At 72.2% G+C, this 15055-nt stretch carries 14 protein-coding genes; 6 read left to right on the top strand and 8 right to left on the bottom strand.

The window, feature by feature from the left end:
• Window positions 1-147 precede the first annotated feature (147 nt).
• Genes ACGH7X_RS34945 through ACGH7X_RS34935 form a run of 3 tightly spaced genes read right to left on the bottom strand, consistent with a single transcriptional unit; the run spans window position 148 to window position 3525 of the window.
• Window positions 148-897: a succinate dehydrogenase/fumarate reductase iron-sulfur subunit gene (locus tag ACGH7X_RS34945; RefSeq protein ID WP_399893199.1), complete on the bottom strand. Its 750-nt coding sequence runs from the start codon at window positions 895-897 to the stop codon at window positions 148-150.
• Entirely contained in the window at window positions 894-2852 is a 1959-nt protein-coding gene (locus tag ACGH7X_RS34940; RefSeq protein WP_399893196.1) for a fumarate reductase/succinate dehydrogenase flavoprotein subunit, read from the bottom strand. The genes ACGH7X_RS34945 and ACGH7X_RS34940 overlap by 4 nt, the downstream gene beginning before the upstream one ends.
• 1 nt (window position 2853) lies before the next feature.
• Window positions 2854-3525 (bottom strand): succinate dehydrogenase, encoded by a 672-nt coding sequence (locus tag ACGH7X_RS34935; protein WP_399897563.1) that lies wholly within the window; start codon window positions 3523-3525, stop codon window positions 2854-2856.
• Between the two features lie 131 nt (window positions 3526-3656).
• On the opposite strand from ACGH7X_RS34935, the gene ACGH7X_RS34930 reads away from it, so the two are divergent.
• A complete protein-coding gene (locus ACGH7X_RS34930; RefSeq protein WP_399893193.1) occupies window positions 3657-4541 on the top strand; it encodes a LysR family transcriptional regulator in 885 nt (294 codons plus the stop codon).
• A gap of 13 nt (window positions 4542-4554) precedes the next feature.
• Here the strand turns inward: ACGH7X_RS34930 and ACGH7X_RS34925 are convergent, their stop codons facing one another.
• Window positions 4555-5445: an NAD(P)H-binding protein gene (locus ACGH7X_RS34925; RefSeq protein ID WP_399893191.1), complete on the bottom strand. Its 891-nt coding sequence runs from the start codon at window positions 5443-5445 to the stop codon at window positions 4555-4557.
• 162 nt (window positions 5446-5607) lie between these two features.
• On the opposite strand from ACGH7X_RS34925, the gene ACGH7X_RS34920 reads away from it, so the two are divergent.
• Window positions 5608-6450: a LysR family transcriptional regulator gene (locus ACGH7X_RS34920; protein WP_399893188.1), complete on the top strand. Its 843-nt coding sequence runs from the start codon at window positions 5608-5610 to the stop codon at window positions 6448-6450.
• Window positions 6451-6919: 469 nt separating this feature from the next.
• On the opposite strand, the gene rmdA is transcribed toward ACGH7X_RS34920, so the two are convergent.
• From rmdA to ACGH7X_RS34905, 3 genes are all read right to left on the bottom strand, one after another.
• Window positions 6920-9064 (bottom strand): cyclic Di-GMP phosphodiesterase RmdA, encoded by a 2145-nt coding sequence (gene rmdA / locus ACGH7X_RS34915; RefSeq protein WP_399893186.1) that lies wholly within the window; start codon window positions 9062-9064, stop codon window positions 6920-6922.
• Window positions 9061-9873 (bottom strand): SAM-dependent methyltransferase, encoded by an 813-nt coding sequence (locus tag ACGH7X_RS34910; protein WP_399893184.1) that lies wholly within the window; start codon window positions 9871-9873, stop codon window positions 9061-9063. Before ACGH7X_RS34910 ends, rmdA begins: the two co-directional genes overlap by 4 nt.
• 226 nt (window positions 9874-10099) lie before the next feature.
• Window positions 10100-11053, bottom strand: a complete 954-nt coding sequence (locus ACGH7X_RS34905) for an SCO0930 family lipoprotein (RefSeq protein WP_399897560.1) — start codon at window positions 11051-11053, stop codon at window positions 10100-10102.
• A 773-nt stretch (window positions 11054-11826) separates the two neighbouring features.
• Here ACGH7X_RS34905 and ACGH7X_RS34900 point away from each other — a divergent pair.
• The 3 genes from ACGH7X_RS34900 to ACGH7X_RS34890 all read left to right on the top strand — a co-directional run bounded on the left by ACGH7X_RS34900 (window position 11827) and on the right by ACGH7X_RS34890 (window position 13448).
• Window positions 11827-11958: a hypothetical protein gene (locus tag ACGH7X_RS34900; RefSeq protein ID WP_399893182.1), complete on the top strand. Its 132-nt coding sequence runs from the start codon at window positions 11827-11829 to the stop codon at window positions 11956-11958.
• A 16-nt stretch (window positions 11959-11974) separates the two neighbouring features.
• Complete coding sequence (locus ACGH7X_RS34895) at window positions 11975-12739, top strand: hypothetical protein (protein ID WP_399893179.1); 765 nt, start codon at window positions 11975-11977, stop codon at window positions 12737-12739.
• A gap of 184 nt (window positions 12740-12923) precedes the next feature.
• Complete coding sequence (locus ACGH7X_RS34890) at window positions 12924-13448, top strand: hypothetical protein (RefSeq protein ID WP_399893176.1); 525 nt, start codon at window positions 12924-12926, stop codon at window positions 13446-13448.
• 91 nt (window positions 13449-13539) lie between these two features.
• Here the strand turns inward: ACGH7X_RS34890 and ACGH7X_RS34885 are convergent, their stop codons facing one another.
• On the bottom strand, window positions 13540-14034 hold the full coding sequence (locus ACGH7X_RS34885; protein WP_399893175.1) for a hypothetical protein: 495 nt from the start codon (window positions 14032-14034) through the stop codon (window positions 13540-13542).
• Between the two features lie 331 nt (window positions 14035-14365).
• On the opposite strand from ACGH7X_RS34885, the gene ACGH7X_RS34880 reads away from it, so the two are divergent.
• Window positions 14366-15031, top strand: coding sequence for a class F sortase (locus ACGH7X_RS34880; RefSeq protein WP_399893172.1), 666 nt, complete (start codon window positions 14366-14368; stop codon window positions 15029-15031).
• The last annotated feature ends 24 nt before the right edge of the window (window positions 15032-15055 follow it).

Here is a 15055-nt window from a genome sequence, read left to right as displayed (position 1 = left end):
CCGACACCGGCTGTACTGCACATGACCAGTGCCGGGAGCCGGGATGTGCGCTTCCTGAATGGCGGGCGCCCGCATGCGAAACGGGGCCGGGAGGAGCACCTCTCCCGGCCCCGTCCGTCCGCACCTTTCGGCGAACGTCTTGTGGGGCTACTTCTTCGCCACCTTGCGCGTGGCCCGCAGCCACTCCTTGTTCATGCTGGTGATGGACACCAGCGGGATGCCCTTGGGGCAGGCCGTGGCGCACTCGCCGGTGAGCGTGCAGCCGCCGAAGCCCTCGTCGTCCATCTGCGCCACCATGTCCAGGACCCGCGTCTCGCGTTCGGGCGCGCCCTGCGGCAGGACGTTCAGGTGGTTCACCTTCGCGGACGTGAAGAGCATCGCCGCTCCGTTCGGGCAGGCCGCCACGCACGCACCGCAGCCGATGCACTCCGCGTGCTCGAAGGCGAGGTCCGCGTCCGGCTTCGGCACCGGCGTGGCGTGGGCCTCCGGCGCGGCACCGGTCGGCGCGGTGATGTAGCCGCCGGCCTGGATGATCCGGTCGAAGGCAGAACGGTCGACGACCAGGTCCTTCACGACCGGGAAGGCGGACGCCCGCCACGGCTCGATGTCGATCGTGTCGCCGTCCTGGAAGGACCGCATGTGCAGCTGGCAGGTGGTGGTGCGCTCGGGGCCGTGGGCGTCGCCGTTGATGACCAGCGAGCAGGCGCCGCAGATGCCCTCGCGGCAGTCGTGGTCGAAGGCGACGGGGTCCTCGCCCCTGAGGATGAGTTCCTCGTTGAGGGTGTCGAGCATCTCGAGGAAGGACATGTCCCGCGAGATCCCGTCCACCTCGTAGGTGGACATGGCGCCGTCGGCGTCGGCGTTCTTCTGCCGCCAGACGCGCAGGGTGAGCTTCATGCGTAGCTCCGCTGAGTGGGGTGGACGTACTCGAAGACCAGGTCTTCCTTGTGCAGGGCGGGGGCCTCGCCGGTGCCGGTGAACTCCCAGGCGGCGGAGTAACCGAACTCCTCGTCCCTGCGGGCCGCCTCGCCGTCGGGGGTCTGGGACTCCTCGCGGAAGTGGCCGCCGCAGGACTCGGCCCGGTGCAGCGCGTCGAGACACATCAGCTCGGCCAGCTCCAGGTAGTCGACGACGCGGTTGGCCTTCTCCAGCGACTGGTTGAACTCCTCGCCGGTGCCGGGGACCTTGATGCGCCGCCAGAACTCCTCGCGGATCTGCGGGATGCGCTCCAGGGCCTTGCGCAGGCCCGAGTCGGTGCGGGCCATGCCGCAGAACTCCCACATCAGCTCGCCGAGTTCACGGTGGAAGGAGTCGGGGGTGCGGTCTCCGTCGACGGACAGCAGCAGGTTCAGCCGGTCCTCGGTCTCGGCCAGCACCTCCTGCACCACCGGGTGGCCGTCGTCGACCTCGTCGCCCTCGCCACCCAGCGGGTTGCGGGCGAGGTAGTCGTTGATGGTGGCCGGCAGGACGAAGTAGCCGTCGGCCAGGCCCTGCATCAGCGCGGAGGCGCCGAGCCGGTTGGCTCCGTGGTCGGAGAAGTTGGCCTCGCCGACGGCGAACAGGCCGGGGACGGTGGTCTGGAGGTCGTAGTCGACCCACAGGCCGCCCATCGTGTAGTGCACGGCGGGGTAGATCCGCATCGGTACCCGGTACGGGTCCTCGTCGGTGATCCGCTGGTACATGTCGAAGAGGTTGCCGTACTTGGCCTCGACCGCCTTGCGCCCCATCCGCTCGATCGCGTCGGCGAAGTCCAGGTAGACGCCCTGGCCGCCGGGGCCCACTCCCCTGCCCTCGTCGCAGACGTTCTTCGCGGCGCGGGAGGCGATGTCGCGGGGGACGAGGTTGCCGAAGGACGGGTAGACGCGCTCCAGGTAGTAGTCGCGCTCGTCCTCGGGAATCTGGTTCGCGGGCCGGTCGTCGCCCTTGGCCTTCGGCACCCAGATGCGGCCGTCGTTGCGCAGCGACTCGCTCATCAGCGTCAGCTTCGACTGGTGGTCGCCGGTGCGCGGGATGCAGGTCGGGTGGATCTGCGTGAAGCAGGGGTTGGCGAAGTAGGCACCGCGCCGGTGCGCCCGCCAGATCGCGGTCGCGTTGGAGTTCATGGCGTTGGTGGAGAGGTAGAAGACGTTGCCGTAGCCGCCGCTGGCCAGGACGACGGCGTCCGCGAAGTAGGTGTCGATCTTCCCGGTGACCAGGTCGCGGGCGACGATGCCGCGGGCCCGGCCGTCCACGACGATCAGGTCGAGCATCTCGGTGCGCGCGTGCATCTCGACGGTGCCGGCCGCGATCTGCCTGCTGAGGGCCTGGTATGCGCCGAGCAGGAGCTGCTGGCCCGTCTGGCCGCGGGCGTAGAAGGTCCGGGAGACCTGGACGCCGCCGAAGGAACGGGTGTCGAGCAGACCGCCGTACTCGCGGGCGAAGGGCACGCCCTGGGCCACGCACTGGTCGATGATCTCGATCGAGATCTGTGCGAGCCGGTGCACGTTGGACTCGCGGGAGCGGAAGTCGCCGCCCTTGACGGTGTCGTAGAACAGGCGGTGGATCGAGTCGCCGTCGTTGCGGTAGTTCTTCGCCGCGTTGATGCCGCCCTGGGCGGCGATGGAGTGGGCGCGGCGCGGGGAGTCCTGGTAGCAGAACTGGACGACGTGGTAGCCCTGTTCGGCCAGCGTCGCGCCGGCCGAGCCGCCCGCGAGGCCGGTGCCGACGACGATGACGGTCTTCCCGCGCCGGTTGGCGGGGTTGACCAGCTTCGCCTCGAAACGGCGCGTGTCCCAGCGCTCGTTGACCGGTCCGGCGGGGGCCTTGGTGTCGGCGACCGGCGTGCCGGTCGTGTAGTCGGCGTAGGTTGTCATGTCAGCTCACCACTCCGGTCATGACGCCCACGGGTACGGCGACGAAGCCGATCGTGAGCACCAGCGCGAGGACGTTCGCGGTCGTCTTCAGGGCGCGGTCGCGGGTACGGCTGCCGGCGCCGAGGGTCTGGGCGGCGCTCCAGAAGCCGTGCTGGATGTGCAGGCCGAGGGCGAGCATCGCGACGATGTAGATGACGTTGCCGTACCAGGTGGAGAAGGTGTCCACGACGTTCTGGTAGGGCTTGCCGGTCTCGAAGCCGCCGGTGTGCACGGTGCCGGTGGTCAGGTCGAGGACGTGCCACACGATGAACAGCCCGAGGATGATCCCGCCCCAGCGCATGGTGCGCGTCGCGTAGCTGGAACGCGCCTTCTTGTGCACGTACTTGCTGGGCCGCGCCCTGATGTCGCGGCGGCTGAGCTGGTACGCGGAGACGGCGTGGGCCACGACGGCGACGACCAGCACGACGCGGATCAGCCAGAGCGTCCACTCGTAGTGCATGAACGGTTCGCCGACGGTGCGCAGCCAGTGGGCGTAGTGGTTGAACTCCTCGACCCCGAAGTAGATCTTCAGGTTCCCGATCATGTGGGCGACCAGGTAGAGCAGCATGACGAGACCGCTGACCGCCATCACTGTCTTCTTGCCGACGGTCGAGTCCCACACGGTGCGCGCCAGGGACGGCCGTCGGTCCGTCCGCGTTGCCAGAGCCATGTCACAGGACGCTACGGGGCCGGGGCCCCATCGGTCCAAGACATGGAACGCCTCGTTTCCATAGAGTATGCCTATCGAGGACGTATGCTCGCGGTATGCAGTTGCAACAGCTTCAGTACTTCGTGGCGGTCGCCGAGACGCGGCACTTCACCCGGGCCGCCGAGGTGGTGCACGTGGCGCAGCCGTCGCTGTCGCAGCAGATCAAGGCGCTGGAGCGGGAGCTGGGCGCCGACCTGTTCCTGCGGGCGCGCGGGAACATCACCCTCACCGACGCCGGGGAGGCGCTGCTGCCGCTGGCCCGGCGCATCCTGGCCGACGCGGACACCGCCCGGCACGAGGTGCTGGAGCTGGCGCAGCTGCGCCGGGGCAGGGTCCGACTGGGTGCCACCCCGAGCCTGTGCACCGGCCTGCTCCCCGACGTGCTGCGCGCCTTCCACGACCGCTACCCGGGCATTCAGCTGCTGATCGAGGAGGGCGGCTCGCACGACCTGGTGCGGGAGCTGGCGCGCGGCGCGCTCGACCTCGCCCTGGTCGTGCTGCCGCTGCCCACCGCGTCACCGGCGCTGACCACGGTCGAGCTGCTGCGCGAGGACCTGGTGGTGGTGTCGTCCCCGGAGTCGCCCCGGCCGGGCGGCGGGCGCCGTGCCGTGCGCGTCGCCGACCTGGAGGGCGAGCGTCTGGTGATGTTCCGGCACGGCTACGACCTGCGGGAGCTGACCGTGGCCGCGTGCCGCTCCGCCGGGTTCGAGCCGGACTTCGCCGTGGAGGGCGGCGAGATGGACGCGGTGCTGGGCTTCGTGCGGGCGGGCCTTGGCATGGCCGTCGTCCCGCGGATGGTGGCGGCGCGCTCCGGGCGCGGACTGCGGGTGACACCGCTGGCCCGGCCCGGGCTGTACCGGACGATCGCGCTGGCCCACCGCAGCGACGTGGCACCGCCGCGGGCCGCACGGGAGTTGCAGCGGATGCTGCTGGAGCGGTGACCCGACCCGGACGTCAGGCGAGCGTGGCCGGCCGGAGGATCTCCTCGCACCAGCGGCGGAAGCTCGTGGGCGCAGTGTCCGCAGTGCTGGGCTCGGCCGCGCCGTAGAAGCCCTGGGTGGCCATCGCCGAGGCCATGTCGGCCAGGCCCCGGGCCCCGTCCTCGCTCGCCCCGAAGCGAAGGGCCGACGCCCGGTACTCCTCCGGCGTCGTCTCCAGCACGCGTACCGGGCGGCCCAGTACGTCGGACAGCACCTTTGCCATGCCCTCCGGGGTGAGGTCGTCGGGGCCGACGAGCGGGACGTCGGCGCGGCCGGTCCAGGAGTCGTCGAGCAGCAGCCGGGCCGCCTCCCTGGCGATGTCGGCGGTGGCGCAGGTCCGCAGGACCCGGTCGGCGGCGTAGGCCATGCGGAACTCGCCCGTGGAGCGCAGTGCCTTCGCCTGGCCGAGCAGGTTCTCCATCAGGAAGGGCGGGCACAGCGCCCGGTAGTGCACGCCCGTGGCGGCGATCCGGTCGTCCATGGCGAGCGAGGCGGAGATCTGCCCGGCGTTCTTCGCGACGCCGCGTCCCAGGGAGGAGACCGCGACGACCCGTTCGGGGCCCTGGCCGGCGATCACCTCGCACAGCGGCAGCGTGAAGTCGCGGAAGTGGCCTTCGACGCTGTCGGCGCCGGGTGCGGGCGGCACCAGCCAGAACACCTGGTCGGCACCGGCCAAGGCCGCGCCGAGGACCTCTGGGTCGGCGTGCGAGCCCTGGAAGACCTCGGCGCGCTCGCGGGCGCGGGCGGTCAGGCGAGCGGGATCGCGGGCGATCACTCGGAGCACGGTGCTGTCGTCCAGCGCGTCCAGGACGTTGTCGAGGACCTGCTGGCCGATTCGGCCGGTCGGGGTGGTGATGACGATCACGAAGAGCTCCGGTTCGGGAGTGAAAGGGGGACCGCGCCGGCCTGAGGCCCGTCTCGTACGAGCGCCGGACGCACGTCCATCCTGTGGCGCCGTCCGACGGAACTGAAGGACCGGTCCGGTCGCGGTTGTTACCCTGAAGGCAATACCGAAGGGAGGCCGGGCGTGGAATCCCGTCCGTTGCGCTACTTCGTCGCCGTCGCCGAGGAATTGAACTTCGCGCGCGCCGCGGAGCGGCTGGGCATCTCCCCACCCCCGCTGTCGAGGGCGATCCGCCGGCTGGAGGCCGAGCTGGGCGTCGCCCTGTTCGAGCGGACCACCCACAGTGTGACCCGGACCCCGGCTGGGGACGTGCTGCTCGCCGAGGCCCGCGTCGCGCTGAACGCCCTGGAGGCCGCCGGGCGGCGGGCCAGGCGCGCGGCCGGGGAACCGAAGCTGGTGCTGGCCATGAAGGCGGACGGGGACGCCGGGCTGCTGGAGCCGATCCTGGCGCGCTACGCCTGCGAGCCCGGGTCCGTGCCGGTCGCCGTCCGGCTGTGCGGGTGGCAGGAGCAGCCGCGGCTGCTGCGCGGCGGCGAGGCGGACGTCGCCCTGGTCCACGCGCCGTTCGACGGGACCGGTCTCGACACCGAGACACTGGCCGCCGAACCGCGCGTCGCCGTCCTCGCGGCGGACCATCCGCTCGCCGCCCGCGACCGGCTGGAGCTGGCCGACCTCGGCCTCGACGCCGGCAGCGTGGAGCGGTACATCGACGAGGCCCGGCGCGGCCACGACGACCTGGCCCAGGTGCTCACGGCCGTCTCCCTCAGGAAGGTCGTCACCCTGCTGCCCGCCTCGGTGACCGCCCGCTACCCGCGCCCGGGCATCGCCTACCGCCCGATCCCGGACGCCCCGCCGGTCGTCCTCTCCCTCGCCTGGCCCCAACAGTCCCGCTCGACCGCGACCGCGGCCCTGATCCGCGCGGCCACCGAGGTCGCCACAGCCGCCCGGCAGCCGGACCGCCCGTGACAGGTCGTGAGCCGGACGACGACCCCACCACGTGACGGCGCGGGAGCCGGCGGCCCCTCTCACACCATGGCGTCACCCACCACCCCGCCGCGTGACACGCCACCCGCCGCCCCGGCCCCGCCAGCCCCGCCCGACGGCCACCACAGCCCTCGTCCGCGCAGCCACCGAAGTCGCCACAGCCGCGCGAGAGCCGGACCGCCCGTGACAGGGCGTGAGCCGGACGACGACCCCACCGCGTGACGGCGCGGGAGCCGGCGGCCCCACTCACACCATGGCGTCACCCACCACCCCGCCGCGTGACACGCCACCCGCCGCCCCGGCCCCGCCAGCCCCGCCCGACGGCCACCACAGCCCTCGTCCGCGCAGCCACCGAAGTCGCCACAGCCGCGCGAGAGCCGGACCGCACGTGACGGGGCGTGAGCCGGGCGGCGACCCCGCCGCGTGACGGGGCGGGAGTCGGCGGTGCCGCTCAGCCCGTGGCGTCCACCAGGGCCAGTTCGTGCAGCCGCTCCGGCGGGCCCGGGCGGGCGTAGTACCAGCCCTGGGCCGTGTCGCAGCCCAGTATGCGCAGCTGCTCGGCCTGCGCGCCGGTCTCCACGCCCTCCACGGTGACCGCGAGGTCCAGGCTGTGGGCCAGGGCGACGATGCCCTCGACGATCTTCAGATCGACGGGGTCGGCGGGGAACTGCTGCATGCTCTGCGTGAAGGAGCGGTCCAGCTTGAGGACGCTCACCGGGAGCCGGCGCAGGTTGGCGAGGTTGGAGTAGCCGGTGCCGAAGTCGTCCAGGGCGATGTCCACACCCATCTCGGCCAGCCGGCGCAGCGGCTTCAGCAGGTCGTCGTCCGCGCCGATCAGCGCCGACTCCGTCACCTCCAGGCACAGCGCGTCGGGCGCCACGCCGGTCCGTTCCAGGATCTCGACGGTGTCCTGGACCAGTCCCGGGTGGGTGAGCTGGCAGGGCGAGAGGTTGACGTTGATGCGCAGCGGGCCCGCGGCGCCGGTCTCCCCGTACCGCTCCCGCCAGGCGCGGGCCTGCCGCACGGACTGCTCGAGGACCCAGCGGCCCAGCGGCACGATCAACCCGGTGTGTTCGGCGAGCGGGATGAACCGGTCCGGGCCGAGCACGCCGTGCTGGGGGTGCAGCCAGCGCACCAGCGCCTCGGCGCCGCGCACGCTGCCGTCGCCGAGGTGGACCAGCGGCTGGTACTCGATGAAGAACTCGCCGCGTTCCAGGGCCGCGGGCAGCGCGGTGGTCAGTCCGTGCCGGGTGATGACGCGGGCGTCGGCCTCCGGATCGGCCAGCTCGAAGCGGTTGCCGCCCGCCGACTTGGCGCGGTACATGGTGATGTCGGCGCTGCGCAGCACCTCCGCCGGGCTGCGCTCGCCCGTCGGGCCCTCGACGATGCCGATGCTGCCGCGCACGGTCAGTTCGCGGCCGTCGACGCTGATCGGGGCGAGCAGCGCGTTCATGATGCGTCCGGCCAGCTCGTCGACCTCGTGCCGGGTGTCCGTACCCGTGGTCAGCGCGACGAACTCGTCGCCGCCGAGGCGGGCGACCATCTCGCCGGGCGCGGTGGCGCAGGCCTGGAGCCGGTCGGCGACCTCCACGAGCAGCCGGTCGCCCGCCGCGTGACCGAGGCTGTCGTTGACGGTCTTGAAACCGTCGAGGTCGAGGTAGCACAGGCCGAAGCGCTGACCCGGAGCCGCGTTCAGGGCCTTCTCCAGGCGTTCGAAGAAGAAGCTGCGGTTGGGCAGGCCGGTGAGCGCGTCGTGCGTCGCCTCGTAGCGCAGCCGCAGGTTGAGCAGCCGCCGCTCGGTGGTGTCCTCCATCAGCGCGAGCTGGTACTGCGGAGTGCCGTCGGCGTCACGCAGCAGGGAGACGGTGAGGTTGGTCCACAGGACCGTTCCGTCGGGCCGGTAGAAGGCCTTCTCCACGTGGTAGTGCTCGCGCTCGCCGCGCACCAGCTCCTCGTAGAGCCGCCAGGTCTGCGGCGCGTCCTCGGGGTGGGTCCACTCGATGGCGTTGCGGCCGCCCAGCGTCGGGTCGGCGATGCCGAACATGCGCATCAGCGCCTCGTTGACCTGGAGGACGTTGCCCTCCAGGTCGGCGATGCCGATGCCTATGGCGGCGCCCTCGAAGACCGCGCGGAAGCGCGCCTCGCTGGCGTGCAGGGCCTCGGCCACCACGCCCTGCGCCTTCAGGGCGGCCTGCGCGATGGCCTCCTGCTCGGCCAGGGTCCGTGCCCGCAGCGCCCCGGCGAACCCGGCCGCCATCGCGTGCTGGAGCCGCGCCGAGCGGGCCCGCAGGTCCTCCGGGTCGCCGTCCGCGCCGCAGTAGAGCACCAGATAGGCGTCGACGCAGTCCAGCGTCCGGGAGAGCGCCTCGGGGTCGGTGCAGTGGGAGTCGACGAGGGCGGCGCCGGCCGCCCTGGCCTCGTCCGCGTCGAAGCTCCGTGCGCGCAGTACCTCGCTCAGCCGGCGGGCCAGCGGCAGCAGTTGCTCCTCGAACTCGGGCCGGGTGGACGAGGTCGAGGTCACCGGGAACACCGCCCGGCTCCAGATCGTCGCGAACCGGCGCAGTCTGTCCTCCGGCCCGTCCGGCTCCGCGCTCACGCGGTGCGCCCCACGCCGGCGAACCCGGAGAACGCGTACGGGTCCTCGTCCTCCACCGCCCCCTCCGGCCGCCAGCGCGGCATCGGGACCAGTCCGGGTTCCACCATGTCGTACCCCTCGAAGAACCGCGCGATTTCCTCGCGCGAACGCATGATCAGCGGATTGCGGATGTTCTTGTACACGTCCACCGCGCCCCCGGCCCGCTCGGCGGGCAGCGGGATTCCCTCGTACGAGGCGTGCGTGAGGACGAGCAGGCTGCCGGGCGCGAGCGCGTCGCTCAGCTCGGCCACCGCCGCGTGCGGGTCGTCCGCGTCTTCCACGAAGTGCAGTATGGCAACCAGCAGCAGGGCGACCGGTCGATTCAGGTCGATCAGCCGCCGCACCTGCGGGGCGGCGAGGATCTCCCGCGGCTTGAGGAGGTCGCCGGCCACGACGTCGGCGTCGTCGTGGCCCGCCAGGACGGCTTCGCTGTGCGCGACCGCCACCGGGTCGTGGTCGACGTACACCACGCGCGCGCCGGGGCGGCTGCGCCCGGCCACCTCGTGGACGTTGCCGAAGGTGGGGATGCCGGAGCCGATGTCCAGGAACTGGTCGATGCCCTGGTCGGCCGCGAAGCGCACGGCCCTGCGCATGAACGCCCGGTTCGCCTGCATGATCTTGGGGAGTCCCGGCATGAACTCCATGGCCCTGCGGGCCGCTTCCCGGTCGACCTCGAAGTTGTGCGAACCGCCCAGGTAGAAGTCGTAGATCCGGGACACGCTGGGCACCGAGATGTCGATGCTGCGAGGGGCCCAGGCGGGACGCTCCATCTAGCTCTCCAAGGCATAGGCGATCCGGTGTTCGAGCTGAGGCTACTGATCGCCCGCCAAAGGGGCGAGCCCAAACGGAAATTGACCGTCCGTTCCCGGTCACTGCCTGGGGCACGTGCCGTGGGCGAAGGCATGCGAAAGCGCACGAACCAGGCCGTCCCCTCCGCCTGGGTACGGAGGGGACGGCCCGCTGGTCGCGCGCTGAAGGTTGGCAGGCGGGAGGTCGCTACTTCTTCGGCGCGCCGACCGGCTTTCCGTCGGGCTTGACGGCGTACCAAGTGCCGCCCACGCCCTGACCGTTGGTGTCTCCGGCCTTCTTGTCGCCGCCGAAGGTGTAGATCGGCCAGCAGTCGATGGTCTGCTGGGCAGCGCCGTCGGGCCGCGTGAAGCTCATCAGGCCCTTCTTCTCCACGCCCTTGGTGTCGTTGGCCTCGACGGGCGCCACGACCGGCCACTTCTCCACGCAGGCGCCGGTGCACGCCGACACGGGCTTCGGCCAGGCCTCGTCCTTCATGAAGCGGTAGACGGTCATGCCGTTCTTGTCGACGACGATCTCGCCGAGCTTCGGGTCCTCGCGGGTGGACAGCCCGGCGGCCGGCTCGGCCTTGGCCTTCTTGCCGTCGGCGGCCAGCGCGTACCACTTCTTGCCCACGCCCTGGCCCTTCACGTCGCCGGCGGCGGCGTCCTTGGCGTAGCGGTACGCGGGCCAGCCGCCGATCGTCAGCTGCTTGGTGCCGTCGGGGCGGGTGACCTCGCCGAGCAGGGCCTTGTCGATGCCCTCGCCGGCGAGGGCGTCGTCCGCGGCGACGGGCGGCCAGGCGGTGGCGCAGTCGTTCTCGCACGTCGTCTTGGGCGGCTGGGCGGTATCGGCGTCGAAGCGGTAGAGGGTGCGGCCCGCTCCGTCGGTCACCAGGTCGCCGATCTCGGCGTTCGTGGAGACGGACAGCTTGCCCGCGGGTTCCGGCGCGCTCGCCGAGGCCTGGGTGCCGCCCGCGCTCGCCCCGGTACCGAGTCCGTCCCCGGCCCCCGCGCCGATGTCGCCGACGTCGCCGGGCGCGGCCGTCGCGCCCACGTTCTGGCTGCCGGTGGCGCCGCCGCCGTCCTGGCCGCACGCCGTCGTCAGCGCCAGCACCGCCGCAGCGCTCGCCACGAGTGAGGCGCTCCGCCAGGAGGTCTTCATCGTCAATCCCCGATCGTCACAAAGGTGTTGGGGCGCCCTGCTGGGCCGCCGCACGACACTGGGTACGCATGGGGGAGCCGGTTGTGTTCAACGGGGGCGCGGGTTTCTTTCCCGCGCCCGACGGCGTGTGACCCTCTCGTACGCGCGTCCGGGTCCCGTCGCGAGCGGGCTCGTCGTCGTCAAACCCCTGGTGGGACGGTGTCCCTCCTTCGGGGCAATCACCGGCCACTCGGGCGTGGCCCGGTGCGCCAGGCTCCATGATCTGCGTCGTGCATGGACCCGAACCGACCCGAACCGCCTCAGCCGGACGGGTGTTGGCCCTGGTGACGCTGACGTTCACTCTCGTCGGCATACCGGTCGGCCCGGCGCAGGCGGACGCCTGTGCGTACGCGTCGACCGGACCGGGCGGTACCGAAGCGGTGGCGGTCGCCGGGAGCGCCTCCTGGCCCACCTTTCCGCCGTGTCCCGAGCCCTCACCGACACCGACTCCCACCCCGACGCCCACACCCGCGCCGCCACCGCCGAAGCCGACTCCCCCCGCGCCCCCCGCGCCCCCCGCGCCGAAACCTCCCCCGCCGGCACCACCGGCCCCGAAGCCCGAACCACCGCCGCCACCACCTCCGCGGCCCGCGCCGGCCCGGCCCACGCCGGCGCCCGCCCCGACGCCCCGTCCCACTCCGCCACCGGTCCGTCCCGCGGCTCCCGCGGCTCCCGCGCCCGCTCCGTCGGCCACTCCCACGCCCACGCCCACGCCCCGGCCGTCGCTGAGCCCGGTGCACTATCCGCGCCACCGCGCCGCCCGGCCGCCGCAGCGGCCCTCGCGCGGGACCACGTCGCCGCTCGTCTTCGTCCTGCTCATCACGGTGCCCGCGGTGGTCGCCGTCGCCGCGCTCCGAGCGCGCTGATTCCTGGAGGCCTCTCTTGCCGGAATGGCTTGTTCTCACCCTCGCGATGCTGGCCGCCTGTGTCGTGGTGGTCATCGTCACCCTCCTACGGCACCGCGCGGCGTCCGACGACGAGGACATCACCGAGACCCCCGACGTCATCGAGTACATGACGATGTGGATCGGCGTGGTGTACGCCATCGTCCTGGGCCTGGCCATCGCCGGTGTCTGGGAGGCGCGCAGCGCCGCCCAGGACAACGTGCAGACGGAGGCCGTCGCGCTGCACGAGATCTCGGAACGCGTCCGCATCTACCCGCCCGACGTCCGTGACCGCATCCGGGAGGATGTCAACGCCTATGTCGGACACGTCGTCACCACCGAGTGGAAGGCGATGGCCGACCACAGCGAGGTGACCGACCGCGGCACCGAACTGCTCGACCGCGTCCGCGCGGACGTCACCGACTACGAGCCGCGGTCCGACTTCGAGGCCCAGGCGTACCAGCCCCTCGTCGACCAGGTGGCCATCGCCGACCAGGCCCGTACCACCCGGGAGCAGTCCACCGGCGCGACCATGCCGGGGGTGGTGTGGTTCGGGCTCATCGCCGGGGCCGTCATCACGATCGGAATGGTCTTCGCCCTGCAGATCCGGCGTACGCCCCGCGAACTGGTCCTGGCCGGGCTGTTCTCCGCGCTGATCGCCTTCCTGCTGTTCCTGATCTGGGACTTCGACGCCCCCTTCAGCCGAGGCGTGGCGGCCTCGACCGACCCGTTCCTGAGCCTCTTTCCCGGGGCCGGGGACTGACACCCAGCCAGGGGACGCCCGACACCCCGTCATCGTCCCCTGAGCGGCCCACCCTCTTGCCCCATTCGCGCGACTGCGATCGCGCCCGCGCGCACGGCTTCCTAGCGTTTCGGACATCGAGGTGCATTCCTGGCGCGAGCGGAACAGGTCCGCCGCCGCTCCTCGGGGACCCGGAGGATTCACCATGCGCGCGATACCCGTCGCCTCGGTCGCACTGCTGGGCGTCGCCGCCCTCTCCGCCTGTGTACCGGCCGGGGCCGCCGTCGGCGGAGACAACTCGACGTTCGGCTTCACCGTCCACCCCGCCACCGTGGCGCCGGGCGGCGAGGTGACGCTGGGGGTGGGCCGCACCGCAGCGGGCTGCCGGGGGCGGGTCACGGTCACCTCGCCGGTGTTCGACACGGTCACCATCCCCCGGCACGAGTCGTCGGCGACGGCGCGGGTCGACCGGGACGCCCGTCGCGGGGCGGTCTACCAGGTGTCGTTCGCCTGCAAGGAGCGGACCGGCACCGTGAACCTGACCATCGCGGGCGGTTCGCACCATCCGACCCCCGAGCCCCGTCACCCCAAGGGGGTGCACGCCGGCGAGGGCGGCAGCGTCGCCGGGTTCGACGTGAAGCAGATCGGGCTCGGCCTGGCGCTCGTGGCGGGCGCGGTGGGCACGGCGTACCACCTCTCGCGCCGCCGTCCCGGCGGGGACGGCAGCTGATCCCACCGCCCCGCGCGCACAGGGCTTCGCCCCGGATCCGGCAAGGGTCCGGGGCGAAGCCCTGTCATGGGGGCGGGTGGACGGGAACGGGTCAGTACCGACGCTCGGCCCGGCGGCGCATCCAGAACAGGCCGCCCCCGGCGAGGGCCGCGGCGACGAGCCCGCCGCCGATCGCGATGTCGGTCGGGGTCGCCCCGCTGGAGCTGCTGCCGCCGAGGCCGCCGCGGACGCCGCCGATGACGGTGAAGGCCGCCGGGCGGGTCAGCCGCCTGCCCGAGCAGTTGACGGTGATGTCGTACGAGCCGGGCCGGGCGTCCTCCTTGATGGTGGCGGTGCCCTTGGAGGTCTCGTTGGCTCCCCTGACCGGCGTCAGGTGGGTGGTCCGGAACGCGTCCGAGGTCATCGTGCCGCCCTGGGGGCAGCCGTCGACCGTGACGGTCATCTGACCGCCGCGGGCGATGACGCTGGGCAGGGCGACGATGTTGCTCGGCTGGTTGTGGTCTCCACCGGCGGTGGCCGTGGGGGCGGCCAGTCCGAGGACAGCGACCGCGGCGCCGGCTGCCGCGAGGGCACGAGTGTTGCGCATGTGATCCTCCGCGGAAGACGCCCCGGGTCCCGTCCCCGGTCGATCGGCGAGAAAGCGCCTCCCAGAAAGACCCTCAGTTGCCTTGCACGAGGCCGCATTTCGGGAATGGTCCGTCCTGGTGAGGGCCGTGTCGGGCCGGAACCGCGCGAGTGGATATCGCCGCAGGTCACGCACCGTCAGAAAATCTCCGCCGGGGAAATCCCGGATGGCTCACCGAAGGACGCGCGCACCACCCGTTCGCCGCCGCCCCGTCGCCGGTCCCACGCGCGGCGCTTAGCGTGCTCGTATGCGCGGATGATCCGGCGACGGCCGGGTCGAGAGGGGATGGCGAATGTACGACTCCGAGTTGGCCGAAGAGGAGGAGCGGCGGAGGAAGCGCGCTCCCTGGGGCGTGATAGCGCTTGTTCTGCTGACCGGTCTCGCGCTCGTCCGCAACGGCTCGGGGGAATTCGACGTGGGCCCGCCGCAGCCGGCGTCGGCCGCCGCCTCGGACACCCGCGTGGCGGCCGGCGACGGCGCGGCCACCGGTGTCGCGCCGTTGTCGTACTCGGTGCCCGACCGGGTGTCCATCCCCGCGATCCAGGTCGACGCGCCGGTCATGGCGGTCGGTCTGGACGTGGACGGCTGGGTGGACGCGCCGCCGCCCGAGGACCCGAACCTGGCCGGCTGGTTCACCGGCGCGGTCGCCCCGGGGGAAAAGGGCACCGCGGTCGTGGTCGGCCATGTCGACAACCAGCAGGGCCCCGCCGTCTTCTACGGACTCGGCGCCCTGAAAAAGGGAAACAAGGTGGAGATCCACCGCCAGGACGGAAAGACGGCGGTCTTCGAGATCTACGGCATCGAGGTGTTCGAGAAGAACAATTTCCCCGGCGACCGGGTATACGCCTCCAAGGGCGGCCCGGAATTGCGGGTCATCACCTGCGGCGGCGGTTTCTCCAAGCAGAACGGCTACGACGGGAACGTCGTCACCTTCGCCCGCCTGGTCGAGGTCCGCTGAGCGTGCCCCGGCCGGGCGGGCGCG

It is taken from the genome of Streptomyces sp. BBFR51 (assembly GCF_044591655.1).
Taxonomy (GTDB): domain Bacteria; phylum Actinomycetota; class Actinomycetes; order Streptomycetales; family Streptomycetaceae; genus Streptomyces.
The sequence above is the reverse complement of the archived record's forward strand: the minus strand, read 5'-3'. Positions and strand labels throughout refer to the sequence as shown.

Excerpts from the sequence above, each read along its gene's own strand:
- ACGH7X_RS34880 (WP_399893172.1), top strand. The coding sequence starts at position 14,366 with ATGTACGACTCCGAGTTGGCCGAAGAGGAGGAGCGGCGGAGGAAGCGC.
- ACGH7X_RS34890 (WP_399893176.1), top strand. The coding sequence starts at position 12,924 with ATGCGCGCGATACCCGTCGCCTCGGTCGCACTGCTGGGCGTCGCCGCC.
- ACGH7X_RS34930 (WP_399893193.1), top strand. The coding sequence starts at position 3,657 with ATGCAGTTGCAACAGCTTCAGTACTTCGTGGCGGTCGCCGAGACGCGG.
- ACGH7X_RS34885 (WP_399893175.1), bottom strand. The coding sequence starts at position 14,034 with ATGCGCAACACTCGTGCCCTCGCGGCAGCCGGCGCCGCGGTCGCTGTC.
- ACGH7X_RS34910 (WP_399893184.1), bottom strand. The coding sequence starts at position 9,873 with ATGGAGCGTCCCGCCTGGGCCCCTCGCAGCATCGACATCTCGGTGCCC.
- ACGH7X_RS34940 (WP_399893196.1), bottom strand. The coding sequence starts at position 2,852 with ATGACAACCTACGCCGACTACACGACCGGCACGCCGGTCGCCGACACC.
- ACGH7X_RS34945 (WP_399893199.1), bottom strand. The coding sequence starts at position 897 with ATGAAGCTCACCCTGCGCGTCTGGCGGCAGAAGAACGCCGACGCCGAC.
- ACGH7X_RS34905 (WP_399897560.1), bottom strand. The coding sequence starts at position 11,053 with ATGAAGACCTCCTGGCGGAGCGCCTCACTCGTGGCGAGCGCTGCGGCG.